This window comes from Streptococcus gingivalis (genome assembly GCF_035544715.1).
GTDB classification, from domain to species: Bacteria; Bacillota; Bacilli; order Lactobacillales; family Streptococcaceae; genus Streptococcus; species Streptococcus gingivalis.
Genome location: NZ_JAYKTO010000001.1, coordinates 157,207 through 182,973 on the forward strand (window position 1 = coordinate 157,207; position 25,767 = coordinate 182,973).

21 protein-coding genes are annotated in these 25,767 nt (G+C 43.2%); 16 read left to right on the plus strand and 5 right to left on the minus strand.

Annotated elements, in window-relative coordinates; genetic code table 11:
* Positions 1–14: 14 nt before the first annotated feature.
* Both SM122_RS00700 and SM122_RS00705 read left to right on the plus strand, forming a co-directional pair.
* The gene (locus SM122_RS00700; protein WP_049498650.1) at positions 15–668 is read left to right on the plus strand and encodes a response regulator transcription factor; all 654 of its coding nucleotides are present in this window, start codon (positions 15–17) and stop codon (positions 666–668) included.
* Positions 665–1,984 (plus strand): sensor histidine kinase, encoded by a 1,320-nt coding sequence (locus SM122_RS00705; protein ID WP_125826433.1) that lies wholly within the window; start codon positions 665–667, stop codon positions 1,982–1,984. The genes SM122_RS00700 and SM122_RS00705 overlap by 4 nt, the downstream gene beginning before the upstream one ends.
* 48 nt (positions 1,985–2,032) lie before the next feature.
* On the opposite strand, the gene SM122_RS00710 is transcribed toward SM122_RS00705, so the two are convergent.
* The 5 genes from SM122_RS00710 to SM122_RS00730 form a co-directional block, all read right to left on the minus strand.
* The gene (locus SM122_RS00710; protein ID WP_247919618.1) at positions 2,033–2,722 is read right to left on the minus strand and encodes an ABC transporter ATP-binding protein; all 690 of its coding nucleotides are present in this window, start codon (positions 2,720–2,722) and stop codon (positions 2,033–2,035) included.
* A 1-nt stretch (position 2,723) separates the two neighbouring features.
* A complete protein-coding gene (locus SM122_RS00715; protein ID WP_324737698.1) occupies positions 2,724–3,827 on the minus strand; it encodes an ABC transporter permease in 1,104 nt (367 codons plus the stop codon).
* A gap of 964 nt (positions 3,828–4,791) precedes the next feature.
* Entirely contained in the window at positions 4,792–5,733 is a 942-nt protein-coding gene (birA, locus tag SM122_RS00720; protein WP_324737699.1) for a bifunctional biotin--[acetyl-CoA-carboxylase] ligase/biotin operon repressor BirA, read from the minus strand.
* Between the two features lie 8 nt (positions 5,734–5,741).
* Positions 5,742–6,749, minus strand: a complete 1,008-nt coding sequence (locus SM122_RS00725) for a LacI family DNA-binding transcriptional regulator (protein ID WP_324737700.1) — start codon at positions 6,747–6,749, stop codon at positions 5,742–5,744.
* 67 nt (positions 6,750–6,816) lie between these two features.
* Positions 6,817–7,650, minus strand: coding sequence for an AraC family transcriptional regulator (locus SM122_RS00730; RefSeq protein WP_324737701.1), 834 nt, complete (start codon positions 7,648–7,650; stop codon positions 6,817–6,819).
* Positions 7,651–7,810: 160 nt separating this feature from the next.
* Between SM122_RS00730 and SM122_RS00735 the strand changes: the two genes are divergently transcribed.
* The 14 genes from SM122_RS00735 to SM122_RS00800 all read left to right on the plus strand — a co-directional run bounded on the left by SM122_RS00735 (position 7,811) and on the right by SM122_RS00800 (position 25,764).
* The gene (locus SM122_RS00735) at positions 7,811–9,973 is read left to right on the plus strand and encodes an alpha-galactosidase (protein ID WP_324737702.1); all 2,163 of its coding nucleotides are present in this window, start codon (positions 7,811–7,813) and stop codon (positions 9,971–9,973) included.
* A 14-nt stretch (positions 9,974–9,987) separates the two neighbouring features.
* On the plus strand, positions 9,988–11,247 hold the full coding sequence (locus SM122_RS00740) for an extracellular solute-binding protein (protein WP_324737703.1): 1,260 nt from the start codon (positions 9,988–9,990) through the stop codon (positions 11,245–11,247).
* A 13-nt stretch (positions 11,248–11,260) separates the two neighbouring features.
* Complete coding sequence (locus SM122_RS00745; RefSeq protein ID WP_021153464.1) at positions 11,261–12,127, plus strand: carbohydrate ABC transporter permease; 867 nt, start codon at positions 11,261–11,263, stop codon at positions 12,125–12,127.
* Positions 12,128–12,140: 13 nt separating this feature from the next.
* Positions 12,141–12,974 carry a carbohydrate ABC transporter permease gene (locus tag SM122_RS00750; RefSeq protein ID WP_195915616.1) on the plus strand — a complete coding sequence of 278 codons (834 nt, stop codon included), beginning with the start codon at positions 12,141–12,143 and terminating at the stop codon, positions 12,972–12,974.
* 126 nt (positions 12,975–13,100) lie between these two features.
* Complete coding sequence (gene gtfA, locus SM122_RS00755; protein ID WP_324737704.1) at positions 13,101–14,543, plus strand: sucrose phosphorylase; 1,443 nt, start codon at positions 13,101–13,103, stop codon at positions 14,541–14,543.
* Positions 14,544–14,668: 125 nt separating this feature from the next.
* Positions 14,669–17,101: a glycoside hydrolase family 3 N-terminal domain-containing protein gene (locus tag SM122_RS00760; protein ID WP_070665260.1), complete on the plus strand. Its 2,433-nt coding sequence runs from the start codon at positions 14,669–14,671 to the stop codon at positions 17,099–17,101.
* A 240-nt stretch (positions 17,102–17,341) separates the two neighbouring features.
* Positions 17,342–18,520 (plus strand): galactokinase, encoded by a 1,179-nt coding sequence (locus SM122_RS00765; protein WP_371106569.1) that lies wholly within the window; start codon positions 17,342–17,344, stop codon positions 18,518–18,520.
* A 12-nt stretch (positions 18,521–18,532) separates the two neighbouring features.
* Positions 18,533–20,005 (plus strand): UDP-glucose--hexose-1-phosphate uridylyltransferase, encoded by a 1,473-nt coding sequence (gene galT, locus SM122_RS00770; RefSeq protein ID WP_324737705.1) that lies wholly within the window; start codon positions 18,533–18,535, stop codon positions 20,003–20,005.
* A 63-nt stretch (positions 20,006–20,068) separates the two neighbouring features.
* The gene (gene galE / locus SM122_RS00775) at positions 20,069–21,067 is read left to right on the plus strand and encodes a UDP-glucose 4-epimerase GalE (protein ID WP_272111392.1); all 999 of its coding nucleotides are present in this window, start codon (positions 20,069–20,071) and stop codon (positions 21,065–21,067) included.
* Between the two features lie 128 nt (positions 21,068–21,195).
* The gene (locus SM122_RS00780) at positions 21,196–21,780 is read left to right on the plus strand and encodes a DUF1307 domain-containing protein (RefSeq protein ID WP_272111391.1); all 585 of its coding nucleotides are present in this window, start codon (positions 21,196–21,198) and stop codon (positions 21,778–21,780) included.
* Between the two features lie 176 nt (positions 21,781–21,956).
* On the plus strand, positions 21,957–22,457 hold the full coding sequence (locus SM122_RS00785) for a DUF3592 domain-containing protein (RefSeq protein WP_272108660.1): 501 nt from the start codon (positions 21,957–21,959) through the stop codon (positions 22,455–22,457).
* Positions 22,458–22,550: 93 nt separating this feature from the next.
* Complete coding sequence (locus SM122_RS00790; protein WP_324737706.1) at positions 22,551–23,042, plus strand: barstar family protein; 492 nt, start codon at positions 22,551–22,553, stop codon at positions 23,040–23,042.
* Between the two features lie 449 nt (positions 23,043–23,491).
* The gene (locus SM122_RS00795) at positions 23,492–23,728 is read left to right on the plus strand and encodes a helix-turn-helix domain-containing protein (protein WP_155169548.1); all 237 of its coding nucleotides are present in this window, start codon (positions 23,492–23,494) and stop codon (positions 23,726–23,728) included.
* A complete protein-coding gene (locus SM122_RS00800; RefSeq protein ID WP_155169550.1) occupies positions 23,725–25,764 on the plus strand; it encodes a site-specific DNA-methyltransferase in 2,040 nt (679 codons plus the stop codon). The genes SM122_RS00795 and SM122_RS00800 overlap by 4 nt, the downstream gene beginning before the upstream one ends.
* The last annotated feature ends 3 nt before the right edge of the window (positions 25,765–25,767 follow it).

The following is a 25,767-nucleotide window of genomic DNA, read 5'->3' on the forward strand; positions in this document are numbered from 1 at the left end:
AAAAAGGAAAGTGTATGAAGATACTAATCGTAGAAGATGAAGTCCTGATTCGCGAAGGGATGAGCGACTATCTCATGGAATGTGGCTATGAAGTCTTTGAAGCAGGCGATGGGCAGGAGGCCCTGGACCTCTTTCACAGAGAAGCGCCGGATATAGTCTTGCTGGATATCCAGCTTCCCATCCTCAATGGCTTGGAAGTGCTCAAGACGATCCGGAAGACCAGCTCAGTCCCTGTCCTGATGCTAACGGCCTTCCATGATGAGGACTATAAGTTGACGGCCTTTGGAGAGTTGGCAGATGGCTATCTGGAAAAACCCTTCTCCTTGTCCCTCTTGAAGGTCCGTATCGAAGCTATTTTTAAAAAACTTCAACCTTCCCGGGTCTTCACCTATGGAGAGGCACGGGTGGATTTTGAGAGCTACACAGCCAGCCTAGCAGGCCAAGCCATTTCCATGAATGCCAAGGAGTTGGAAATATTGGAATACTTGCTCCAGCATGAGGGTAAGGCCCGGACCCGCTCTCAGATCCTCGATGCCGTCTGGAAGGAGACGGAGGAGATTCCTTTTGACCGGGTGATCGATGTCTATATCAAGGAACTACGAAAAAAACTAGAGCTGGACTGTATCGTTACGGTACGCAATGTCGGCTATAAATTGGAGAGACCATGACCAAACGGAGTATCTTTGCAAAAATCTTTCTGATCACCTTTGCCCTTTTTAGTAGCTTAGTCATCCTTCTCCATGCTTCGGTTTACTTTATTTTTCCATCGACCTATATCGAGTCCCAGCGCCAGACAATTTTGAAGAAATCGCAAGCCCTGGCTAAAAGTTTCCAGGGTCAGGAAGAAGGGACCATTGAGTCGGTCATCGACCTTTATTCCAAGACCAATGATATCAAGGTCTCGATTAAGGGCAAGGAAAAACAAAATGCCCTAGAGGTTAAGGATGACTTGCTCCTGAACCCTGATAGCCAGAATAATTCGCTGGTCATTGAAGAGCGAATTATTCAGACCAAGGAAGGGAAGGACTTAACCCTGCAATTCTTAGCGACCGTCGATTCGCAAAAGGAAGCGCGGGACATCAGTCTGGGCTTTCTTCCCTATAGTCTCCTGGCTTCCTTTGTTCTGTCACTGATTGCCTCCTATCTCTATGCACGCATGATTTCTGCTCCGATCCTTGAAATCAAGCAGATGACCAAGCGGATGAAACGGCTGGATCGGACAGCCAGTCTCCCCATCCATTCGCAGGATGAGATCGGCGTTCTCAAGCAACAGATCAACGACCTCTATCACCATCTTTTAGAGGTGATCGACAATCTAGAGCAGCAGAAACAGGAAAATCTGAAGTTGGAGCAGATGAAGGTGGAATTCCTACGTGGGGCTTCGCATGAGCTCAAGACGCCTCTGGCCAGCTTGAAGATTATCCTAGAAAATATGCGGGATAAGATCGGCCGCTACAAGGACCGGGACCGCTACCTGGCGGTCTCCCTCGATATCGTCGATGAGATGAACCAGATCGTCCTGGAAATCCTTTCCCTGTCTTCTGTCCAAGAATTGGCCGGAGACAAGGAGTGGATCCAGCTGGATCAGGTCTTAGAGCAGATCCTCGACCAGTACAAGGTCTTGGCTCAATCCCGCGCGCTCACGATTGACAATCAAATCCCTGACAAAGCAGTTTATATGGACCCAGCCATTCTGAAATTGGTCCTCTCAAATGTCATCAGTAATGCCGTTAAGCATTCGGATGCCGGTGGAAAGATCCAGCTCCGTCTCGAAGAAGAAGGGACGCACTTGGCTGTTGAAAATACCAGTCAAGAAATGGTAGAGACCGCTGAGATGCCAATGACTGCTAGCCGCCAGAAGAAGGAAGGTGGCTTGGGGCTCTTTGTGGTCCAACACTTGCTGGACCATGAAGAACTGGCCTATCAATTTGATAAAACGGCTATGGGCTTACGCTTCCGTATGGAACTGCCTAAAGATCCGTAAGAATAAAAAACTAGCGAACAAGAGAGACTCTTGTTCGCTAATTTGCATTTAATCAACTTTTTCGACCTTTAGCAATTGACCATGTTTTAATTCATAAATGGTATCTACATAGGTCAGGATGGAGCGGTCATGGGTCACCATGATGGCGCTCTTGTTTTTGGATTTGACTTCTTTTCGGATCAATTGGGCGATTTCTTGCCCTCGATCTGGGTCTAGGCTAGCGGTTGGCTCATCAGCTAAGATGACCTGTGGATTTCCGATAAAGGCCCGAGCGATGGCTGCCCGTTGTTTTTGCCCACCAGACATCTGATTCGGGTATTGGTGGTAACAAGCTTCAATACCAAGATCTGCCAACAAGGCTTTGACTTCCTCTTGGCGTTTTTTCTTGTCCTTTTCTCCCTTCAATTTGGCCACTAGTTCTAACTGGTCACCGATTTTCATATAGGAGAGGAGCTGGTGATCTTGAAAGATAAAGCCGAGTAATTCCAGCCGTTTTTGCGTCCACTGGCCTTGGTTGAGGCCAGTCAAGTCTTGGCCAGCGATAGAAATCCGCCCCTCGTCCGCTGATAAGAGTAAACCAGCGATAGCTAAGAGAGTGGATTTACCAGATCCTGATGGGCCCAAGATGGCGACAAATTCGTTGGGTTCGACGCTTAAATTCAGCTGGTTGAGGACATGGTGCATCTGGTTGCCATCGGCGTAGGATTTTCTGATATTTTCTAATGCAATAATGGCCATCTTATTCTCCATTTCCACCAATGACTTCGATTGGATCTACTTTTTTGATTTTAACAAGGGACAAGGCACCACACAAAATAGAGGTCAAGATAAAGCTAACCGAGATGGTGAGGTTGTCTTTCAGGGTCATAAAGGAAGGGACGCTATTGGGTAAAAATGGCGCCATCATGGTTGCCAAGCCAAGACCCAGCAGTACTCCGATGAGGGAGATGATGGTGAACTGGGATAATTGGACATAGGTAATCTGGCTCATGGACATGCCAATGGCCTTCAAGACACCGAACTGTTTCAACTTCTGCAGGGTGAGGATATAGAAGAAGACTCCAAGGATAGCAGAGGAAGCAAGTAGCAGCACCCACGTGATCATCCGTAGCGTCAGGTTTTGAGCCTTGTAGCCAGGGATTTTATCGATCACTTGCTTCTTATCTGCCACCATTAAGTTACTGGATAGATCACTAGAAGTGATGCTCTTCTTGGTCACAAGGGTTTGGGCTTGCCATTGATAGCTTGGATCTGTTTTTTGCCGCATGCCTGTGTAGGTCTCCGAGCTGATAAAGCCAATCTCACTATAGCCGTATTTAGCATTTGTCGCAAAGGCCACGACCTTGAGTTTTTGATTAGAAGTTTTATCGATCACGTGATCGCCGACTTGGATTCCCTCATCCTCTTTGAAAGAATGGTCCAGAATGACCTCGTTTTTCTTTAAGTCGGAGATCTTGATGTCTGTATCCTCCATGATTGGATTGAGGATCTCTTTTTCATTGTGATCGGTCGCGAAGTAGGTGATGTCCAGAGTGTTGGAATCCTCTGATTTTGAGACGGTTGCCCGCTGGATGGACAAGCCAGAATAGTCCATCCCCTCTATCTTTTGGACCTCATCTACATCTTTCGCCGTAATGGTTGAAAAGGGGATAATCCCTTCTGAATCCGTCGAAAGGATGTAGTGCAGGGCCCCATAGTTATCGATTTGGGCCGATACCGACCGGCCCAGTCCATTTGTCAGACCGGACAAGAACACCACCATAAACATGAGGATGGTAATGAGGAGTTCAATCAGGATAAACTTCTTGGGCTGGTATTTAATTTCATTCCATGCGATTTTCATATTCGTTCTCCTTATAGCACGGAGGTGCTCGAGCAGTGTTGCTAGCACCTAAACATACTCTACCATCATACCACAAGTGGGGGGATAATAGGGGGATGGTGTTTGGTAGAGTATGAAAGAATCGGATTTGTTTACTGTGTTCAATTTGATTCTCAATTATTAATTGTTAATGAATACAAAAATAAATCTGCTATAGACAAGAAAAAAAAGCCTTGATTTCAAGGCTTTTCCTGTTGATTTAGATGCCCCCTGCATGGATTTGGAAAGGACTTTCATATTGAGAGTAATTAAAAATGTTGAAATTTAATTGAATTTCGGAAGGCGCTTTTGGTATTTTCAATATCATGATTTAAAAGTAAGGCAAAAACATACTGAATTGAACTGTTTAGTAGCTTAAATATATCACGCTGTTATCTAAAAAGTTAATTTTATAGAGTTTACTAAGATAGTTGCTGAGCTTTTATTTATCACTCCAACTTTATTATTATACCATAAAAATAATTAGAAAAACAGACTTGTATTATTTTGAAATTTGTATATGATGAAGGTGTAAGGACTAGAAAATAGCCTGTTAGAAAGAGGAGGAAAAGAATGAATCAGGCTATATAAAATTGGTGATTGGTATTTAATGTTGTAAAACAAGAAAGGGTAGGGTAAAAAATGCAAATACATAAAAAATTTTTTATAGTGGCGTTGGTTTTATCTATTTGTATCTCACTTTATTTTCTTATCAATCCGTCTAATATTCTCACCTTTCCGATTTTTGTGAGTGAATTTGATGACACCACATTTAAATATTACATGTTTGTGAAGATTGGAATTGTATTATTATTTATCAAATTCCTACTAGATATATGCTTAGAATTTATCAAGAATTGGTTTAAAAATTTTTGATATTTCTTCATACAAAAGAGTCTGAGACAGCGTTTTGTCCCAGACTCTTTTGTGAGTTGTGATCTCTGTTTTATAGATTCCACTGCTTAAGGGAGATTTCTCCGCTATTGAGCCAGATTTCTTCTTGATTGTCTAATTGGACCAAGAGTTGGCCGGTATCAGAGATGTCTTTGGCGAGGCCTTGATAGGTCTGTTGGTTCTGCTCAAAAGTGACAGTTCGTCCTAGGACCAGGGAGCGCTCTTTGTAGAGGTAGACCAGTTCATCGACATCTGTTTGGAAGAATTCCTTCCAGATCTCACTGATGAGGTCATTGCGGGTGATGGGACAAGGCCCTTCAAATAAGGAACCTGCCTTACTTTCTAGCTCTTCTGGGAAAGTAGGAATGGCTAAATTGAGACCGACTCCGATAATGACATCCGTGACGAGACCAGTCTCGATGGACGTGATAGCTTCGGTGAGGATTCCCCCAATTTTTTTATGGCGGTAGTAAATATCGTTGACCCACTTGATATCGATATCGATCAGGGTCAGGTTTTTAATAGCCTTGAAGATGGCTCCAGCGACCATGAGGGTATAAGGGGGGAGCTCCGCAGGGGGCAGTTGAGGCTTGAGATGAAGGGACATGTAGATGCCCCCTTGATCAGGGCAGTAGTAGTCACGACCAAAGCGGCCTTTTCCTGCAGCCTGCGAATTAGCTAGGTAGAGCGCCTTGCCTTCTTGATGGGCTTCTATGCCTAATTTGGCGTCCAATTGGGTGGAGCTACATTGTTCGTTTAAGGAAACAGTCAATTGGGTATTTTTTGCGATCACTTCAGGAAGCAGAATATCGCCTGAGACCAATTTGTAGCCCTTCTTTTTGAGGGATTCGATGACGACCCCATCTTTTTCTAGCCGTTGGATGGCCTTCCAGATAGAGGTGCGGGAAACACCTAGTTCTTGCGCCAGCTGCTCCCCGTTGACATAATCATCTGCCTGAGAAAGGGTCTGAAAGAGGATTTCGTGTGTTTTCATAAGACCTCCTAACGACTGCTGTCTCGAATCGTGAGTTTGGTGGCTAATTTGACCATATAGGGAACACTTGGTTGAGCCCCTTGAAAGGTCTGCCGCAACATCTGAATAGCTTGCTTGCCCATTTCTTCTGTGTAGACGGTTACTGTAGAGAGAGCGGGAAAAACATACTTAGCAATCGATGTATCATTGAAGGAAATGAGACTGACGCGATCAGGAACTGCGATTTGGTGCTCCTGAAGAGACCGCAGGGCTCCAACAGCTAAGGCATCACTAGCCATGAAAAAGGCAGTTGGCAAGACGTCGCCCAAGTCTTGAATCAGCTGCTCCATCATCTGATAACCTGACTCAGTTGAGAATTGACCAACAGAGACAAAGCGCTCCTCATAAAGTCCTTTTTCCGTGAGAAACTGTTGAAAGGTCCGTTGACGGGGATCCATCTGTAGCGGTGTCGCATCTGCCGTCTCTTCCTGCCCGACCAAGAGCCCGATCTCCTTGTGGCCATGATCAAGGAAATATTCGAGAGCCGTGATGACAGAATCTTCTAGATCGGTCGTCACACAGGAATGCCCTAGATAGAGGGTGTTGCTATCGACAAAAATAAGGGGTTTGCCGTAGCTTTCTAGATCTCGAATGGTCTTGGGACTGAATTTTCCAAGAGCGATGATGCCGTCTGCCTCTTGAATCAAGGACCAATCGTCATTATTGAAGATACGAAAGATCTCATAGCCTAATTCCTGGGCTTGTTTTTCTAACCCCATCCGAATGGCATAGTAGTAGAGGTCATCTAATTCTTCTTCGCGTGTGTACCATTCAAAGATGACGATTTTATGAAAATCTTCAACTGGTTGAGGCGCTGTTTTGCGGCTTTTCTTTTGGTAATGCAGGTCCTCAGCGATGCGAAGAATCCGACTGCGCGTGTCTTCTCCGACCGATAAGGTCGCATCCTGGTTGAGGACGCGAGAGACCGTTGCTTGTGAAACGCCTGCTTTTTCCGCAATTTCTTTAATCGTTGCCATAGTTCATCCTTTATTGCTTACTAGTTCCAGTATACTCTAAATGCTAGTAAAAAGAAATAAATTTTTACTAAATTTTATGTTTGCTGCGATATTGGCTAGGAGTCAGGTGGCTATAGGCCTTAAAGGCCTTTGAAAAATAAAGGGGATCTGAAAAGCCAACCGAGTAAGCCACGATCTTGATGCTTTCGTCTGTATTGGTCAGTAACTGCTGGGCACGTTGCATGCGGACCGAGTGCAGGAATTCTTTGGGAGAGATCTGGTGAAACTCCTTAAAAACAGTTGTTAGGTAGGAGCGATGGACATTGAGGTCATCAGCGATCTCTTGAATACTGAGATGCTCTTTAGCGTAATGCGTCTCAATCACATGCTTACAGGTCAGATAGAGTTGATAGGTTGGAGATGGATGGCTCCGATGGATATCGGGAGCCACTTCACTGATGAGAAAGAGCAGTTCATAAATCTGCGAGAGTAGGTGGAGTTGGTAGTGAGAAGTCATTTTCGAAGCCTCTGCCTTGTGGACGAGTCGCTCCATAAACTGGCCGATCTTTTCTGTTTCCACCTCTGTTTTCTTTAGAAAACCTTTTGCATGCAGGGTTGAAAAACGCATGAAATCACTCACCTTGGTGCCACTGATGCCAATCCAGTAGTAGGACCAAGGTTCTTCTTCATCTGCCTTGTAGTAGGTCACTTTATTTTTGGGGAGAAGGAAGAGATCCCCGGCTTCTAGGTTGATTTCTTTATTATTGAAGCGGAAGACACCTTTTCCCTTGGTGATATAATGCAGAACAAAATTGTCCCGAACGCTGGGGCCAAATTCATAGTTCTTCGGGCAATCTTCGTAGCCATAAAAATCAAGGGCTAGGTCAATGGTATCAGTTTGGTATTCAGAAAAGACTAACATAGGTAAACCTCCTACCTAACATTTTACCATATATGTCCAACAAAATTCTATTTTAGTAAACGTTTACATTATGTAAAATAAAGACATGTTAAAAAAGAAAGTTATTGGAACTGAATTTAAAAATACATAGTGATATTTTTCGGGTCCAATGGAGGAAGATATGGCAATTCGTATTGAACAGAATTTGTTCTATGTAGAAAGTAAGGGACTGAGCCTGATCCTTGAAAATCGAGATGGCTACCTGATGCTTAAGCATCTGGGACGTCCGATCCCGTCTTATCATTTTTTCAATACGGTGCATGAGAAGGATCATGCTTTCTCTGGAAATCCAACACCTGACAATCGAACCTTCAGCTTGGATACCCAGCGTCAGATCCTAGGACAGCACGGGCTTGGAGATTTCCGAAAGCCGTCTATTCAAATCCAGCACGGCGCCACAGAGGTGACGGATTTCCTCTATGTCGGAGCCAATATCTACTCTGGCAGTGTCGAGGCAACTGGTCTTCCCAATCCACATACAGTAGATAGTACTGAAACCTTGGCCTTGGTCTTTGAAGATGATCAAGCGGCCCTGCGTTTGACCCTCTATTACACAGCCTACGAGGATCGGGCAACCATCACCAGCTTTTCAAAAATTGAAAACTGTAGTGATGAAACCGTCGTGATCCACAAGGCTCTTAGTGTGTTGGCCGATCTGCCAGCCAGTGATTACGATATCATCACTCTGCAAGGAGCCTATGCGAGAGAAAAAACAGTTCGCCGTCAGCAAGTGGAGCAAGGAATCTTCTCCATCAGCTCCAATCGTGGTGCTTCAGGACACGCCCAGACCCCGGCCCTCATCCTTGCCGATCATGAAGTGACAGAAGATGCCGGTTCTGCCCTTGCCTTCCAACTGCTCTACAGTGGAAATTTTGAAGGATTTGTTCAAAAGAATCAAATCAATGAAATTCGGGTTGGATTGGGAATCAATCCAGAAAACTTCTCCTGGGAGTTGGCACCGAATCAGAGCTTTGATACGCCGGTAGCAATGATCAGCTACTCACATGAGGGATTGACCGGTATCAGTCAAGAGAGTCAAGCATTTGTCCAAGACCATATCATTCCTAGCCCCTTTGCCCATAAAGAACGTCCAATTCTTATCAACAACTGGGAAGCGACCTACTTTGATTTCAAGAAAGAAAAATTATTGGAGCTGGCAGATGAGGCTCAAAAAGTGGGAATCGAGCTCTTTGTTCTTGATGATGGCTGGTTTGGCAATCGCTATGATGATAATCGGGCCCTCGGTGACTGGACTGTCAATGAAGAAAAATTAGGAGGAAGCCTTGCAGAACTGATCCAGGGCATCCACGGCAAAGGACTTCAATTTGGCCTTTGGGTGGAGCCAGAAATGATTTCTGTTGATAGCGACCTCTATCGGGCTCATCCGGACTGGGCTATTCAAGTCCCAGGCTATGAACACACCTATTCACGGAATCAACTGGTGCTCGATTTCGCTAATAAAGAAGTAGTGGCTTATATCAAGCAGGTCTTGGATGACTTACTTGGAAACCATGAGATCGACTATATCAAATGGGATATGAACCGCAATATCACCAAACTTGGAAATGGGAAAACCTACCTTGAAACCAAGATGCAATCCCATGCGTATATCTTGGGTCTCTATGAAGTGGTTTCTTACTTAACAGAGAAGTACGAGAACATCCTCTTTGAATCTTGCTCTGGTGGTGGTGGCCGCAATGACCTCGGTATGATGCGTTACTTCCCTCAGGTATGGGCAAGCGACAATACGGATGCCATTGCCAGACTTCCAATCCAGTACGGTTCTAGCTACCTCTATCCTACCATTTCTATGGGGGCTCACGTATCAGCGGTGCCAAATCACCAGATGGGACGGATGACACCACTTGAAACGCGTGGTCATGTAGCCATGATGGGAAATCTGGGCTATGAATTGGATCTAACCAGTCTTCTGCAAGAAGAGTTGGATCGGATCGCAGCTCAAGTCGCTCATTACAAAACGATTCGACCACTTGTTCAGTTCGGAAAACACTACCGCTTGATTAATCCAAGCCAAGGTAGCAATCAAGCAGCCGTCCAGTTCACTTATCAAGATCGCACGGTTGTAACTTATGTACGGGTCTTATCAACGGTTGAGGAGATCGAGCCGACCCTGAAACTCAAAGGATTGGAAGAAGATGCGCTCTATAGCTTAAAAGGGACGGACCAAGTCTATTCAGGAGCTGAGCTCATGTACGCCGGCTTAACCGTCGTTCTTCCTCAGGGAGATTTCCTCACTAAACAATATGTTTTTGTCAAAAAATAAAAGGAGACAGCCAAATGAAATGGTATAAAAAAATCGGACTTCTTGCGACTACAGGCCTAGCCTTGTTTGGGCTCGGTGCTTGCTCCAACGATGGAAAATCTGCGGATGGCACAGTGACCATCGAGTATTTCAACCAGAAAAAAGAAATGACCAAAACCTTGGAAGAAATCGCGCGTGATTTTGAAAAGGAAAATCCAAAGGTCAAGGTCAAAGTTGTCAATGTACCAAATGGTGGTGAAGTATTGAAAACACGTGTCCTCGCAGGAGATGTGCCAGATGTGGTCAATATTTACCCACAGTCCATTGAACTGCAAGAATGGGCGAAAGCGGGTGTCTTCGAAGATTTGAGCAATAAAGATTATCTCAAACGCGTAAAAAATGGCTACCCTGAAAAATATGCCGTGAACGGAAAAGTCTACAACGTTCCTTTTACAGCCAATGCTTACGGAATCTACTACAACAAAGATAAATTCGAAGAATTGGGCTTGAAGGTTCCTGAAACTTGGGACGAATTTGAACAGTTGGTAAAAGACATCGTTGCCAAAGGACAAACCCCATTTGGGATTGCAGGAGCAGAAGCTTGGACCCTCAATGGTTACAATCAATTGGCCTTTGCGACAGCAGCAGGTGGAGGAAAAGAAGCCAACCAATACCTTCGTTATTCTAAGCCAAATTCCATTAAATTGTCTGATCCGATTATGAAAGATGACATCAAGGTCATGGATATCCTTCGCATTAAAGGTTCGAAGCAAAAGAACTGGGAAGGTGCAGGTTATACAGACGTTATCGGAGCCTTCGCGCGTGGGGATGTCCTCATGACACCAAATGGATCTTGGGCTATCACCGCGATCAATGAACAAAAACCGAATTTTAAGATTGGGACCTTCATGATTCCAGGGAAAGAAAAAGGACAAAGCTTAACCGTTGGTGCGGGAGACTTAGCATGGTCTATCTCTGCTACTACCAAACATCCAAAAGAAGCCAATGCCTTTGTGGAATACATGACCCGTCCAGAAGTCATGCAAAAGTACTATGATGTGGACGGATCTCCAACAGCGATCGAAGGGGTCAAACAAGCAGGAGAGGATTCACCGCTTGCTGGGATGACCAAATATGCCTTTACGGATCGTCACTTGGTGTGGTTGCAACAATACTGGACCAGTGAAGCAGACTTCCATACCTTGACGATGAACTATGTCTTGACAGGTGATAAACAAGGAATGGTCAATGATTTGAATGCCTTCTTTAACCCGATGAAAGCGGATGTGGATTAGGAGTAGAGAGACAATGAAAAAAGTATTACAAAAATATTGGGCATGGGCTTTTGTGGTCATTCCCCTCTTATTACAAGCAATTTTCTTCTATGTGCCAATGTTCCAAGGAGCCTTTTACAGTTTTACCAACTGGACAGGTTTGACCTATAACTACAAGTTTGTCGGCTTGAACAACTTTAAGCTCCTCTTTATGGATCCAAAATTCATGAATGCTATTGGCTTTACTGCAATCATCACGATTGCTATGGTAGTTGGTGAGATTGCCCTTGGGATCTTCATTGCGCGTGTCTTGAACTCTAAGATCAAAGGCCAAACCTTCTTTCGTGCTTGGTTCTTCTTCCCAGCAGTTTTGTCTGGTTTGACAGTGGCTCTGATTTTCAAACAAGTCTTCAACTACGGTCTTCCAGCAATTGGGAATGCCCTTCATATCGAGTTTCTTCAAACCAGTCTTTTAGGGACTAAGTGGGGAGCGATCTTCGCGGCTGTCTTTGTCCTTCTTTGGCAAGGAGTAGCTATGCCCATCATTATCTTCCTAGCTGGTCTGCAATCTATCCCATCTGAAATTACAGAAGCAGCAAGAATCGATGGTGCGACGAGCAAGCAAGTCTTCTGGAATGTTGAATTGCCTTACTTACTACCAAGTGTCTCTATGGTCTTTATCCTAGCCCTAAAAGGTGGGCTTACCGCCTTTGACCAAGTCTTTGCCATGACTGGTGGGGGTCCAAACAATGCCACAACCTCACTTGGACTCTTGGTTTATAACTATGCCTTTAAAAATAACCAATTCGGTTATGCCAATGCCATTGCCGTAATCTTGTTCTTCTTGATTGTAGTGATTTCGATCATCCAATTGAGAGTATCTAAGAAATTTGAAATTTAAGAGGAGAAGCACGATGAAACAAGATGAAAGAAAAGCCTTGATTGGCAAATACATTCTATTGATTCTAGGATCGGTTCTGATTTTAGTGCCACTCCTTGCCACCCTCTTTAGTTCCTTCAAACCAACCAAGGATATCGTAGACAATTTCTTTGGATTTCCAACCAACTTCACATGGGACAACTTCAGCCGTCTCTTGGCTGATGGGATCGGAGGCTATTATTGGAACTCTGTCGTCATCACTGTCTTGTCTTTACTTGCAGTAATGATCTTTATCCCCATGGCAGCCTACTCCATCGCACGTAATATGAGTAAGAGAAAAGCCTTTACCATCATGTACACCCTCTTGATTCTTGGGATTTTCGTACCTTTCCAAGTCATCATGATTCCGATTACGGTTATGATGAGTAAACTCGGTTTAGCTAACACCTTTGGTTTGATCTTGCTCTACTTGACCTATGCGATTCCACAGACCCTCTTTCTCTATGTAGGGTATATCAAAATCTCTATTCCAGAAAGTTTGGATGAAGCAGCAGAAATCGATGGTGCTGGTAAATTTACAACCTATTTCCGCATCATCTTCCCAATGATGAAACCGATGCATGCGACAACCATGATCATCAATGCCCTTTGGTTCTGGAATGACTTCATGTTGCCACTCCTTGTCTTGAACCGAGATTCTAAAATGTGGACCCTGCCTTTGTTCCAATACAACTACGCAGGCCAATATTTCAATGACTACGGACCAAGCTTTGCCTCTTACGTGGTCGGCATTATCAGTATCACCATTGTCTATCTCTTCTTCCAACGCCATATCATAGCAGGAATGAGCAACGGCGCAGTGAAATAACAAGATACAAAGGGACGATTCAGCTTGCTGATTTCAATCGTATCCTAGGAAGTAATTCTAAAATAGAAAAACTTATGAAAGCCAGGTCCTCAAAGACTTGGCTTTCAAAAAAGAAAGGGAACCATTATGCCAATTCAAAACAAAACCATGTTAATTACTTACTCAGATAGCTTAGGAAATAACCTGAAGGATCTCTATGAAAATCTGGAGAAGCACTTTGGAGATGCAGTAGGTGGGGTTCACCTCTTGCCATTTTTCCCATCAACTGGTGACCGTGGCTTTGCGCCTGTCGACTATGACCAAGTGGATCCAGCTTTTGGAGATTGGGAAGATGTCAAACGCTTGGGCGACAAGTACTATCTTATGTTTGACTTTATGATCAATCACATTTCTCGTCAGTCTAAATACTACAAAGACTATCAAGAGAAGCATGACCAAAGTGCTTACAAGGATCTTTTCCTAAACTGGGACAAGTTCTGGCCGGAGAATCGTCCAACTCAAGCGGATGTGGACTTGATTTATAAGCGCAAAGATCGAGCTCCCAAGCAAGAAATTACCTTTGCGGATGGAACAACTGAGCATCTCTGGAATACTTTCGGGGAAGAGCAGATTGACCTAGACGTGACCAAGGACGTGACCATGGACTTTATTCGCAAGACCATCGAACACCTGGCGAGCAATGGCTGTGACCTCATTCGTTTGGACGCCTTTGCCTATGCAGTCAAGAAATTGGATACTAATGATTTCTTCGTGGAGCCAGATATTTGGGATTTGTTGGATAAGGTGCGCGATATGGCGGCCAGCTATGGTGCTGAGCTCTTGCCAGAGATTCATGAACACTATTCCATCCAATTTAAGATTGCCGATCACGACTATTATGTCTATGATTTCGCGCTACCCATGGTAACCCTCTATAGCCTCTATAGTTCAAAAGTGGAGCGCCTTGCCAAGTGGTTGAAGATGAGTCCTATGAAGCAGTTCACGACACTCGACACCCATGATGGGATTGGGGTAGTCGATGTCAAGGATATCTTGACAGATGAAGAAATTGACTATGCATCAAATGAGCTCTATAAGGTAGGAGCGAATGTGAAACGCAAATATTCCACAGCAGAATACAACAACTTGGACATCTACCAAATCAATTCGACCTACTATTCAGCGCTTGGAGATGACGATGGCAAGTATTTCTTAGCCCGCTTGATTCAAGCCTTTGCGCCAGGCATTCCACAAGTTTATTATGTTGGATTCCTAGCTGGGAAGAATGATTTGGAACTCTTAGAAAACACCAAGGAAGGCCGCAATATCAACCGTCATTACTACAGCAATGAGGAAATTGCTCAAGAAGTAGGGCGTCCAGTCGTACAATCCCTTCTCAAGCTCTTTAGTTTCCGGAACAACTCGCAAGCTTTTGACCTAGAAGGAAGCATTGAGGTGGAAACACCAGATGAACATACCATTGTCATCACGCGCCAAAACAAAGACCAGACCGCCACAGCAGTAGCCCGAATCAATCTTGCTGATGGGACTTACCAAGTGACAGAAAACGGTCAAGACATTGTGTTTTAAAAAAATATGAACGAACTAAAGGATAAGTAAAAAATGCTTATCCTTTTTCTGTTTTATACATTGCAACCGTTTACAAAGCTATAAAACAATGGTACAATATCTATTGAAAGAAAGGAGGTCGCTTTATGAAAAAAATCATTTATCCATCTGCGGCCCTATTAACGGCTTTTGCTCTATTATCCGTTCAAACAGCAAAAGCAGACACAGCTCAAGCACCGGATCAAGCCAATGAACCGGCAGCAACAGTAGAAGAGGTGGTGGCTTCTCCAACTCCAGAAACCGCCACAGAAAATCAGGGAGAAGTGGCCGAAACGCCGACGACAACAGACCGTGCAGCTGTCCCTGCTGCCTCTCCAACGGTAACATCGACAGAGACAGCATCTCCTGAAGTGGAAAAACTGATTGAAAACATGCCACTCAAACAAAAGGTGACTCAAATGATCATGCCGGACTTCCGTAAGTGGCAGGAGGCTAATCAGGAGTCGCCACAGGATCTCACCAAGGTCAATGCTGAAGTAGCAGATGCGATTGATAAATATGATTTTGGAGGCGTCATTCTTTTTGCTGAAAACGTCAAAGAGACCAAGCAAACCCTGGCTCTGACGCAAGATATGCAAAAGGCAGCGATTGAAAACAAGGCCAATAACGGGAAAATTCCGCTATTGTTAGCCATCGACCAAGAAGGGGGGATCGTCTACCGCTTGGGTACGGGTACAGCCCTTCCTGGGAATATGGCCATTGGGGCTACCAATGATCCCAAACTAGCGAAAGAAGCCGGTCAAATCATAGGACGTGAACTTTCTGCACTAGGCCTGAATGTGGACTTTGCTCCGGTTCTAGATACCAATAATAATCCTCAAAACCCTGTAATTGGGCTTCGTTCCTTCTCATCTGACCCAAACCGGGTTGCCTACTTGGGTATTCCGATGATGAAAGGGATTCAAGACTACAATGTGGCTGTAGCAGCCAAGCATTTCCCAGGTCACGGAGATACAGCGGTCGATTCCCATACGGGTCTCCCATTGGTGGATAAATCTCTTGCTGAGCTTGAAAAATTAGAACTCCTTCCATTCAAAAAAGCTATGGATGAAGGGGTCGACCTCTTGATGACAGCTCATATCCAGTACCCGCAGATTGAAAAAGATCAGGTCGTGTCAAAAGAAACGGGTGAGAAAATCTATGTTCCAGCGACTCTCTCTGATGATATTTTAACGGGCTTGGTACGGAAGAAATACGGCTATAAGGGCGTGATTGTCTCTGATGCCATGGGAATGGATGCTATCGCTAAGAACTTCGGTGAGGTGGAAGCCGTGAAGATGGCTATCAAAGCCGGAGTTGACCTGGTTTTGATGCCAACGACCCTTCGCAGCAAAGCCGATTTGACCAAGATTGATACCATCGTCAATGCAGTGGTAGATGCGGTCCAAACCGGTGACATCTCAGAAGAACGCTTAAATGAGTCGGTTCGTCGGATCCTGACCCTCAAAGAAAAACGTGGGGTCCTGAATTTTGATCCAAGTGCTCGGACAGCTGAAAAAGCAGAGGAAGCAGTCGGATCTAGCCTCAACCGTGACTTGGAACGCAAGATTGCAGCAGCAGCGGTGACGGTTGTAAAAAATGAAGACAATACCTTGCCATTTAAGGTGCAAACAGGAGACCATGTCTTACTACTCGGAGCTTTTGAAAATGAAGTCCCAGGACTAAATTTGGGCATGCGTCGCTTAATCGCGGATGGAGTGCTTCCAAAAGATACCTCCTTTGTGGCCAAGAACTTCACTAAGGAATCCACCCTTGATAGTCTAAAAGAAGACCTTGAAAAAGCCACCCATATCGTAGTGATTTCAGAGATCGGTTATGAAGGGCAACTGGATAAAGATTTCTGGCGGACCAAGATTCCAACAGAAATCGTCAATTATGCCAATACCAACCATAAGAAGGCAGCTGTCCTTTCTATCTCTAAACCTTATGATGTAGCCAACTATCCCGCAGCCAAAGCCATTTTAGCAGTCTATGGAAATAAGGGAATGGATCCAACGGAATCCCTCAAACCAGACAATGCATTTGGTCCTAATATTCCTGCAGGAGTGGAAGTCATCTTCAATGGCAAGGAACATCTAGGTACCTTACCGGTTGATATTCCAAAAATTGTAGACGGAAAAATGTCGGAAACAGAGTATGCCTACCGCATTGGTCATGGTCTTTTCTATCCAGCACCTGCTCCATTGCCAACACCAGAAGTCCAAGATCCAACTTCACCAGGCCAAGATCCAACTTCACCAGTCCAAGAACCAACCCATCAGACACAACCAGTAGAGGTTGGTAACACAGGAACTCAGGTCCTTGTTAGCACTCAAGAAACAGTTCGTCCTCTTGATCGTCCACAAGTTCGTCTGATCTCTGTGTCACATGACACTGATCAGGCTCCTGTCAGCGAGTCAGCCAGTCCTGCCTCATCGGTATTGCCAAAGACTGGTCAAACAGAAAACCTCCTAGCCCTCATGGGTGTCAGCCTCTTAACCTTCCTTGGATCTTTTGTCTATCCAAGAAAGAAACACTAAAGGATTCAGAATCTCAATTGGGTGATTTCCCAATTGAGATTTTTTGGTAAAAGTTTACTAAAATTAACTCGAGATGGCAATGATGGAATAGAAGTTGTAATCGGAGGAAAACCCTTTGTTATCGCCTTTCTGGGCATAAAATAAAAAATTAATAAAATTTTACTAAAAACACTTGAAGTTTTACTTGCGATCAGATATAATACAAGTATAAAAACGTTTACAAAACTAAAGGAGTTTCTCATGACGACAACAATCACATCTCAAGATTTACAAGCAAAATTCCAGGCTGTCTTTGGGGGAAAGGCTGACCACACTTTCTTTTCACCAGGACGGATTAATCTGATCGGTGAACACACGGACTATAATGGTGGGCATGTCTTCCCAGCAGCCATTACACTTGGTACCTACGGGGCTGCAAGAAAGCGTGAGGATAAGGTCTTGCGTTTCTTCTCAGGAAACTTTGAAGACAAGGGGATCATTGAAGTTCCGCTTGAAAATCTCCACTTTGAAAAAGAGCACAACTGGACCAACTATCCAAAAGGCGTGCTCCACTTCTTGCAAGAAGCTGGTCATGTCATTGATAGCGGTATGGATGTCTATGTCTACGGCAATATTCCAAATGGATCCGGTCTTTCTTCTTCAGCATCGCTTGAGCTCTTAATTGGCGTCATCGCTGAGAAACTATATGATCTTCACTTAGATCGTCTAGATCTGGTCAAGATCGGGAAACAAACTGAAAATCACTTCATCGGAGTCAACTCTGGGATCATGGACCAATTTGCCATCGGTATGGGAGCTGACCAACGAGCTATTTATCTCGATACCAACACCCTAGAGTATGATTTGGTACCGCTGGACCTCAAAGACAATGTCGTAGTCATCATGAATACCAACAAACGCCGGGAATTAGCGGATTCAAAATACAATGAACGTCGTTCAGAATGCGAAACCGCCGTTTCTGAACTCCAAGAAAAATTGGATATCCAAACCTTAGGAGAATTGGATCTCTGGTCTTTTGATGCCTACAGCTACTTGATCAAGGATGAAAATCGCATCAAACGGGCTCGTCATGCTGTACTTGAAAACCAACGGACCCTCCAAGCTCGTAAGGCCCTTGAAGCAGGGGATTTGGAAGGCTTTGGCCGTCTCATGAATGCTTCCCACGTATCCTTGGAACATGACTACGAAGTGACAGGTCTAGAATTGGACACCTTGGTGCATACAGCCTGGGAACAAGAAGGAGTGCTTGGTGCTCGTATGACGGGAGCAGGCTTTGGTGGTTGCGCCATCGCCCTTGTCAACAAAGATAAGGTTGAAGCATTTAAAGAAGTTGTCGGCAAACGCTATGAGGAAGTCGTTGGCTATGCGCCAAGCTTCTACATTGCAGAGGTTGCGGCGGGGACACGGGTACTTGATTAAAAAGGAGATAGGATGACAGAACTGGTATTAGATGCATTTGTCACAGCCGTCATTGCGGCGAGTGACTACGAAGAGATGGATCGGATTTATCTAAAAAATCGCATCATGAGTCGCGTTGGAGAAGAAGGGCTAGACGCCCCAGCTCAAAAAGAAGAGTTGATCGCACTCAAAGATCAGCTGGTAGAGATCGCTGTTGCAAATAGCAAGATCCAGGATAGTATGGCCGCAAAAGACAGTTTGGGTGCGGAGTTGATGGATTGGATCACCCCTAGTCCTAGTCAAGTCAACCATCACTTTTGGGAGACCTACCGTCAGTCCAAGGAAGACGCGATTGCGAATTTCTATGCCCTCTCTAAGCGCAATGATTACATCAAGGTCAAAGCCATTGCGCAAAATATTGCCTTTGAGACACAAACTCCCTACGGTTCTCTTGAAATCACCATCAATCTGTCAAAACCTGAAAAAGATCCTAAAGACATTGCAGCGACCAAGCTTGCCAAAGCCAGTCATTATCCAGCCTGCCAATTGTGCTTTGAAAATGAAGGCTATCAAGGTCGCCTAGACCATCCAGCCCGGGCCAATCATCGGATTATCCGTTTTGACATGGACGGTCATGACTGGGGCTTTCAGTATTCCCCTTATGCCTACTTCAATGAACACTGCATTTTCCTCGATAGCCAGCATGTTCCTATGGCCATTAGCCGCAAGACCTTTGAGCGACTCTTGACCATTGTCGAGACTTTCCCAGGCTATTTTGCAGGGTCCAATGCAGACCTGCCCATTGTAGGGGGATCCATCCTGACTCATGACCATTACCAAGGCGGACGCCATACCTTCCCTATGGAGCTAGCTCCTGTTGAGGAAAGCTTTAGCGTTGAGGGATTTGAGGCTGTATCGGTAGGAATTGTCAATTGGCCCATGTCGGTTCTCCGCTTGCAATCGGACAACAAGGCGCAATTGATTGACCTGGCAGACCATATCCTCACAGCCTGGCGAGGCTACTCGGATCCAGCCGTTCAAGTCTTAGCAGCATCCGACGGTCAGCCCCACCATACCATTACCCCCATTGCACGGATTCGTGATGGGCATTATGAATTGGACTTGGTGCTCCGTGACAACCAAACCTCACCAGAGCATCCAGATGGCATTTATCACCCACATGCGGATGTGCAACACATCAAAAAAGAAAATATCGGCCTGATCGAAGTCATGGGCTTGGCCATTTTGCCACCTCGCCTCAAGGAAGAGCTCAAGCAGGTTCAAGACTATTTGATTGGACGTGAGAATACTGTGGCGACCTACCACCAGCCTTGGGCAGATGATTTGAAAGCCACTCACCCAGCCATCACAGACGAAGCAGAGGCAGAAGCCCTTGTCCGTGAATCAGTTGGCCAGATCTTTGCGCGTGTGCTCGAAGATGCTGGTGTCTACAAGAGAACAGCAGAAGGACAAGCTGCCTTTAGACGCTTTGTTGCGACGCTTTAAGTGTGGAGAAGTGGCAGAAATTTGGTACAATAAGAGAGAAGACAAGAAGCGAAAGGAAAACAAATGGCAATACTCGTACTCGGAGGAGCTGGTTACATCGGTTCCCACATGGTGGACCGTTTGGTCAATGAAGGACAGGAAAAAGTCGTCGTGGTCGATAGTCTGGTCACAGGCCACCGTGCAGCGGTGCATCCAGATGCCGTCTTTTACCAAGGAGACCTGGCGGATCAAGACTTTATGCGCACTGTTTTTAAGGAACATGCAGATATCGATGCGGTCATCCACTTTGCGGCCTACTCACTGGTCGCTGAGTCCATGGCAGATCCATTGAAATACTTTGACAACAATACAGCTGGCATGGTCAAACTCTTGGAAGTCATGCATGAATGTGGGGTGCACTACATCGTCTTTTCTTCAACTGCTGCCACTTACGGGATTCCAGAAGAAATTCCAATACTTGAAACCACTCCACAAAAACCGATTAATCCCTATGGGGAAAGCAAGCTCATGATGGAAACCATTATGCGCTGGGCCGATCAAGCATACGGCATCAAGTATGTGCCCCTTCGTTACTTTAATGTAGCGGGTGCTAAACCTGACGGCTCGATTGGCGAAGACCACGGACCAGAGACCCATCTCTTGCCAATCGTCTTGCAAGTAGCCCAAGGCAAACGCGAGAAGATCGCAATTTTTGGAGATGACTACAATACACCAGATGGCACCAATGTTCGGGACTATGTCCATCCATTTGACTTGGCAGATGCCCATCTTTTAGCCGTGGAGTACCTCCGAAATGGCAACCCATCGACTGCCTTTAATCTGGGCTCATCGACCGGATTCTCCAATCTTCAGATTGTTGAAGCAGCTCGCAAGGTGACAGGACATCCGATCCCACTTGAGCTGGCCGATCGCAGACCAGGAGATCCAGATACCCTGATCGCATCCTCTGAGAAGGCGCGTGCAATTCTCGGCTGGCAACCAAAATTTGACAATATCGAAACCATCATCCAAACAGCCTGGGCTTGGCATTCCAGCCACCCAGATGGCTACAATGATCGATAAGGAGGGACTGCGAACATCATTTTTGAGGCTTTTCTAATAACATCTAAAACGACAGTTGATCTTGCTAAATGACTCATTTCAGAAATCAGTCATTTCCTTAACCATCATAAAATAGTGAGGGATTCAAAATGAATAAAACCACAAAATTGTTAGCCGTCTTCTTGACAGCGGGTCTTCTTTTAGCTGGTTGCGGACAAAAAGAGAGTACGAAATCTACTAGTCCATCGTCCACTAAAGCGACCAGTAAAGCAACAAGCAAATCATCTGCTAAAGAAAAGAAAAAAGAGTCATCAACTGATGAAAGCAAAAAAGAAGATGCTCTAGCAGGTGCACAAAAAACCGTTCTTGAAACGAGTGATGAAGCAGGTAAGACCACTGTAACCTTGTATTACAAGGGAGATACCTTGTTAGTACAAGAAAAAGTTGATGATTACGATGTCTCAAAAGTACCTGGTGAGAACCCTCTTGAAACCATGAAAGAAGCCGTTGCTAAGAGCCAAGAAAAATTCAAAGATCTGATGGGCCATGGATTTGAACTGACATCAGAATACAAAGACGGAATCTTTTATATTCGCAATACTATTGATTACACAAAAATCGATTTTAATAAATTAAAAGAAATCGTCCCAGGCTTTAATCCCCTAGATGACAAAACAGTTAGTTATTCAGTAACGAAAGACAGTCTTATCAAGGGCGGAATGGTAGAAAAATAAACAAAATGGAGAGCAGCTCAGTTTGCTGCTCTCTTTTTTTTAGTAAGAATTTATGGCCATATTTTGGTAGAATAGAAATTAAGGAAAAGTAAGATTAAAGAATGATTAGCAATTGTATGAAGAAAATCTTTAAACTACTTTCTAATCATTTATTTTAAATAGTAAGGTGGTTGTAAATGACTAAAGCGCTATATATTCAAATAATATTCACCTTCACAGCTTTTTTTGGCTTCCTCCTTTTAATATATTTTTTATTCTATAAAAGGGAGAAGAATATCCAGAAATATTCAACTATGCAAGTTATTGGAGAAGTGGTTAAACATAGTTATTTAAATGGTTCGGATTTAGCTGCCTTACCAGTTGTTGAATATGTGGTAGAAGGAAAAATATATCAAAAACGTTTCTCTTATTCAACTTTTGAAACAACAACTTCGAAAAAAGCGAAAGCTGACGTATTTGATACAAAATTTATCAGAAGTCCCTATCATGTATTAGATTTAAAAAATATTTTTCCAATTGGTTCTAAAATGACGGTATGGTGCAATCCCCAAAAACCTAAACAAGGCTTCGTTGAAAGGTATTCAGGTCATGACAGAATCTTACGATTACATATCATTATTTTTGGTACTCTCTATATATTATTGATTGTGATAGTTACTTTTTTCTATGTCATGTAACGGAATAAGAGAATGCAGTTTACTTCCAATTTGATAGAAAAGTAATAGAAAACTCTTGTTTTATTTCAACTGAAGAACTGTATAAATTAGCGATTGAGTAGAGAAAGTAGTGGGACAGATAGTTTTCTGGTAATTATCAAAGAATTCGATGTCAATAAAAAACTACCATTCCGAGAAAGAGATAGTGAGAGGTATGAAATCGTGAAAAATAGAATTCATTACATTACAAAACTTGAATTGAAAGATCGATTGCCTTTCAGTGGCTTTGTAGCAATTTTTGATGGGAAGCAGATCCAAAACAAAGAAGAGCTATTTCATTTTCTTGAAAAAATTGTCGGCCTTCCCGATGTGAATAATTGGTCGTCTATTACAGATTGGCTGACAGACTTATCATGGATAAAAGCTGAAGAATACAACTTTATTCTTGAAAATTATGATAGTTTCTTAAAAGATGACTTATCTTCTAAAGACTTATTTTTAGAAATTTTGGAAGAAGATATTCTTCCTTGGTGGGAAAGTGATGTTGAAAAGCATGCTGTTGGCGGTAAGGTCAAGAGTTTTCAAGTTTACATAGTAGAAAATTAAAAATAGGACAAAGTTTTAAGGAGTTACCTTAAGGTAACCTCTTATTTTGGATATAATCAGTACTACAATAAACCCTATACAACTGGAATTCTGTCAATATCTTGGACACATTTTGGGAGGAAAATTTGAAGGCTAGCGCCCTTCGGTTGCTGGGCCCCTCTCTCTAAGGGAGGTTGGAAGTTGTTTTTCCGGTTTCTTTTGAAATTTCCCTAAAAACTTTTGTAGAATTTGTCCTTCTGCTATGTAGCCTTGGGAGATGGACAAATCTGACAATTTTAGAAAAAATATTTTTCCTTCCATCCATAAGCGAAGAAATGAGTATAATCGAACCCCTAAACATATAAAAATCTCCCAAAACTACATGAGGTGGCCTTAGGAGATAGTAAAAACTATGATTATATGTTATAATAACGCTATATTGTTGAAATATTTACGCAAGGAGATGCATAATGAGATTTCCAGATGAAATTAAAAGAATTAGACAACGATGCTTTATGACACAGCAAGACTTTGCTAAAGAAATTAAAGTGGCATTTTCTACTGTGAATAGATGGGAAGGTGGCAAAGCAAAGCCTAACCTTAATGCTATGAAAAATATAAAAGAGTTCTGCCTAGAACATGATGTTGATTATTCAGATGTAGAAGAGGCATGGCTTGATTTTGAAGTAAGGAGTAAATCAAAATGATAAAAGACATTATTAGTGCTAATGAGAGGGTTACCCTTAATGGCAAAGAAATGAGCGTGTTGCGTGAGAATTTCCCAGCTTGCTTTCGTGCAGATGGCTCATTTGATATAACAAGATTTTCAGAATTTTTGAAAGATAAAATTGACATTTCTCACGAGGGATATGAGCTTAAATTCCTCGGTAAGAACTATGCAAAAATGCTGGCATCGCTTGATACAGAAACTGTAATTGTTCCAGATGAGGCTCACAACAGTCTTCCTGAAAATATCAACAGTGAAAATGTATATATCAGTGGTGATAACCTTGATGGACTAAAACATCTACTTAAATCATATGCTGGACAAGTAAAGTGCATTTATATCGACCCGCCTTATAACACGGGTTCCGATGGATTTGTATACAACGACAAGTTCAACTTTACTGCTGAAGATTTAATTGAAAAACTTAGTATTGACGAAGAACAAGCACAGCGTATTCTCGATTTGACAAACAGGGGCAGTGCGTCACATTCAGCGTGGTTGATGTTTATGTATCCTCGTTTGCAGTTGGCAAAAGGACTATTATCAAAAGATGGTGTTATTTTCATATCAATAGATGATAATGAACAAGGTAATTTAAAACTGGTTTGTGATGATATATTTGGCGAACAGAACTTTGCAGGGCAAATTGCCGTTGTCAACAATTTAAAAGGACGCAATGATAGAGCAAATATTGCAACTACACACGAATATTTATTGATGTATGTTAGTGAAAATTTTGTGTCTGGTGGTTTGCCGTTAACAGATGAACAAAAAAAACAATACAAATATACTGATGAAAATGGTAATTTGTATGCATTGAGAGATTTACGCAAGCGTGGACGTCCTGATAGACGTGAAGACAGACCTAATATGTACTTCCCTATATATTTCAATCCGGAAACTGGGGATATATCTATGAATGCCTTAAATGGTTATGAAAAAATTATTCCGTTACGCGGAGACGGTAGCGATGGACGTTGGAGATGGGGAAAAGACCATGTTGCTAATTCGCTTAATATTCTGCATCCAGATAAAAACAATAAAGGAAGATGGGGAATAAAGCACAGAGTGTATTTGAATCCGGCATTAAACCCTGTTGTACTTGATGATGAATTTGATGAATTTGATGAAGGTGAAGAAAGAACTTCAAAAGCCAAGTCATTTTGGCAGGGTGGCGAATTATCAACAGATGTAGCAAGAAGAACTCTAAAAGCAATTTTACCAGATGTTGAATTTGATTATCCTAAATCGGTAGAACTTATAAAAAGAGTATTGCACATGGGTATTTCTGGACAAACGACAGGAATTGTGTGTGATTTTTTCAGTGGTTCGGCTACAACAATGCAAGCTGTTTATGAATTGAACCAAGACAGGAACAGTAATATTTCTTGCATTTTGATACAATTACCAGAAAATCTTGATGATAAATTGAAGACTGCTTCTGGAGAAACATTGAGAAATATAAAAAAAAATACTGCTTTTTTAGATTCTGCCCACAGAACTCATACTATTGACTATCTTGGTTTAGAACGAATCATACGAGCAGCAAATAAGATGCGTGAAGAATGCCCTGATACTACCGCTGACCTTGGGTTTAAGCATTATACCTTACATGAAGTAAGCCAAACAACATTAGATAAAATCGAAAAATTCGATAACAGCGGATTTATCACTGATACAACTGTATATGATGAGTTCGGCACTGCAACTGTGCTTACAACTTGGTTAGTGCATGATAATTATGGATTTGTAAATAAGTGTGAGATGGTTGACCTTGCAGGATACACAGCATATTGGTGCGAGAACCACTTATACCTTATCAATCCGGGACTAACGGAAGAAGCAATAAAAGCCCTTGTAGAGAAGTACAATACAGAAGGAGCATTTAACCCTCAAAATATAGTTCTCTTCGGTTACAGCTTCAACTATGTTGAAATGGAAAACTTAAAGACAAATGTAAAGATTCTCCGTGATTCTGAAAAGAATTTGAAAATCAACCTGGATATCAGATATTAAGGA

Excerpts from the sequence above, each read along its gene's own strand:
- SM122_RS00700 (WP_049498650.1), top strand. The coding sequence starts at position 15 with ATGAAGATACTAATCGTAGAAGATGAAGTCCTGATTCGCGAAGGGATG.
- SM122_RS00705 (WP_125826433.1), top strand. The coding sequence starts at position 665 with ATGACCAAACGGAGTATCTTTGCAAAAATCTTTCTGATCACCTTTGCC.
- SM122_RS00710 (WP_247919618.1), bottom strand. The coding sequence starts at position 2,722 with ATGGCCATTATTGCATTAGAAAATATCAGAAAATCCTACGCCGATGGC.
- SM122_RS00715 (WP_324737698.1), bottom strand. The coding sequence starts at position 3,827 with ATGAAAATCGCATGGAATGAAATTAAATACCAGCCCAAGAAGTTTATC.
- birA (WP_324737699.1), bottom strand. The coding sequence starts at position 5,733 with ATGAAAACACACGAAATCCTCTTTCAGACCCTTTCTCAGGCAGATGAT.
- SM122_RS00725 (WP_324737700.1), bottom strand. The coding sequence starts at position 6,749 with ATGGCAACGATTAAAGAAATTGCGGAAAAAGCAGGCGTTTCACAAGCA.
- SM122_RS00730 (WP_324737701.1), bottom strand. The coding sequence starts at position 7,650 with ATGTTAGTCTTTTCTGAATACCAAACTGATACCATTGACCTAGCCCTT.
- SM122_RS00735 (WP_324737702.1), top strand. The coding sequence starts at position 7,811 with ATGGCAATTCGTATTGAACAGAATTTGTTCTATGTAGAAAGTAAGGGA.
- SM122_RS00740 (WP_324737703.1), top strand. The coding sequence starts at position 9,988 with ATGAAATGGTATAAAAAAATCGGACTTCTTGCGACTACAGGCCTAGCC.
- SM122_RS00745 (WP_021153464.1), top strand. The coding sequence starts at position 11,261 with ATGAAAAAAGTATTACAAAAATATTGGGCATGGGCTTTTGTGGTCATT.
- SM122_RS00750 (WP_195915616.1), top strand. The coding sequence starts at position 12,141 with ATGAAACAAGATGAAAGAAAAGCCTTGATTGGCAAATACATTCTATTG.
- gtfA (WP_324737704.1), top strand. The coding sequence starts at position 13,101 with ATGCCAATTCAAAACAAAACCATGTTAATTACTTACTCAGATAGCTTA.
- SM122_RS00760 (WP_070665260.1), top strand. The coding sequence starts at position 14,669 with ATGAAAAAAATCATTTATCCATCTGCGGCCCTATTAACGGCTTTTGCT.
- SM122_RS00765 (WP_371106569.1), top strand. The coding sequence starts at position 17,342 with ATGACGACAACAATCACATCTCAAGATTTACAAGCAAAATTCCAGGCT.
- galT (WP_324737705.1), top strand. The coding sequence starts at position 18,533 with ATGACAGAACTGGTATTAGATGCATTTGTCACAGCCGTCATTGCGGCG.
- galE (WP_272111392.1), top strand. The coding sequence starts at position 20,069 with ATGGCAATACTCGTACTCGGAGGAGCTGGTTACATCGGTTCCCACATG.
- SM122_RS00780 (WP_272111391.1), top strand. The coding sequence starts at position 21,196 with ATGAATAAAACCACAAAATTGTTAGCCGTCTTCTTGACAGCGGGTCTT.
- SM122_RS00785 (WP_272108660.1), top strand. The coding sequence starts at position 21,957 with ATGACTAAAGCGCTATATATTCAAATAATATTCACCTTCACAGCTTTT.
- SM122_RS00795 (WP_155169548.1), top strand. The coding sequence starts at position 23,492 with ATGAGATTTCCAGATGAAATTAAAAGAATTAGACAACGATGCTTTATG.
- SM122_RS00800 (WP_155169550.1), top strand. The coding sequence starts at position 23,725 with ATGATAAAAGACATTATTAGTGCTAATGAGAGGGTTACCCTTAATGGC.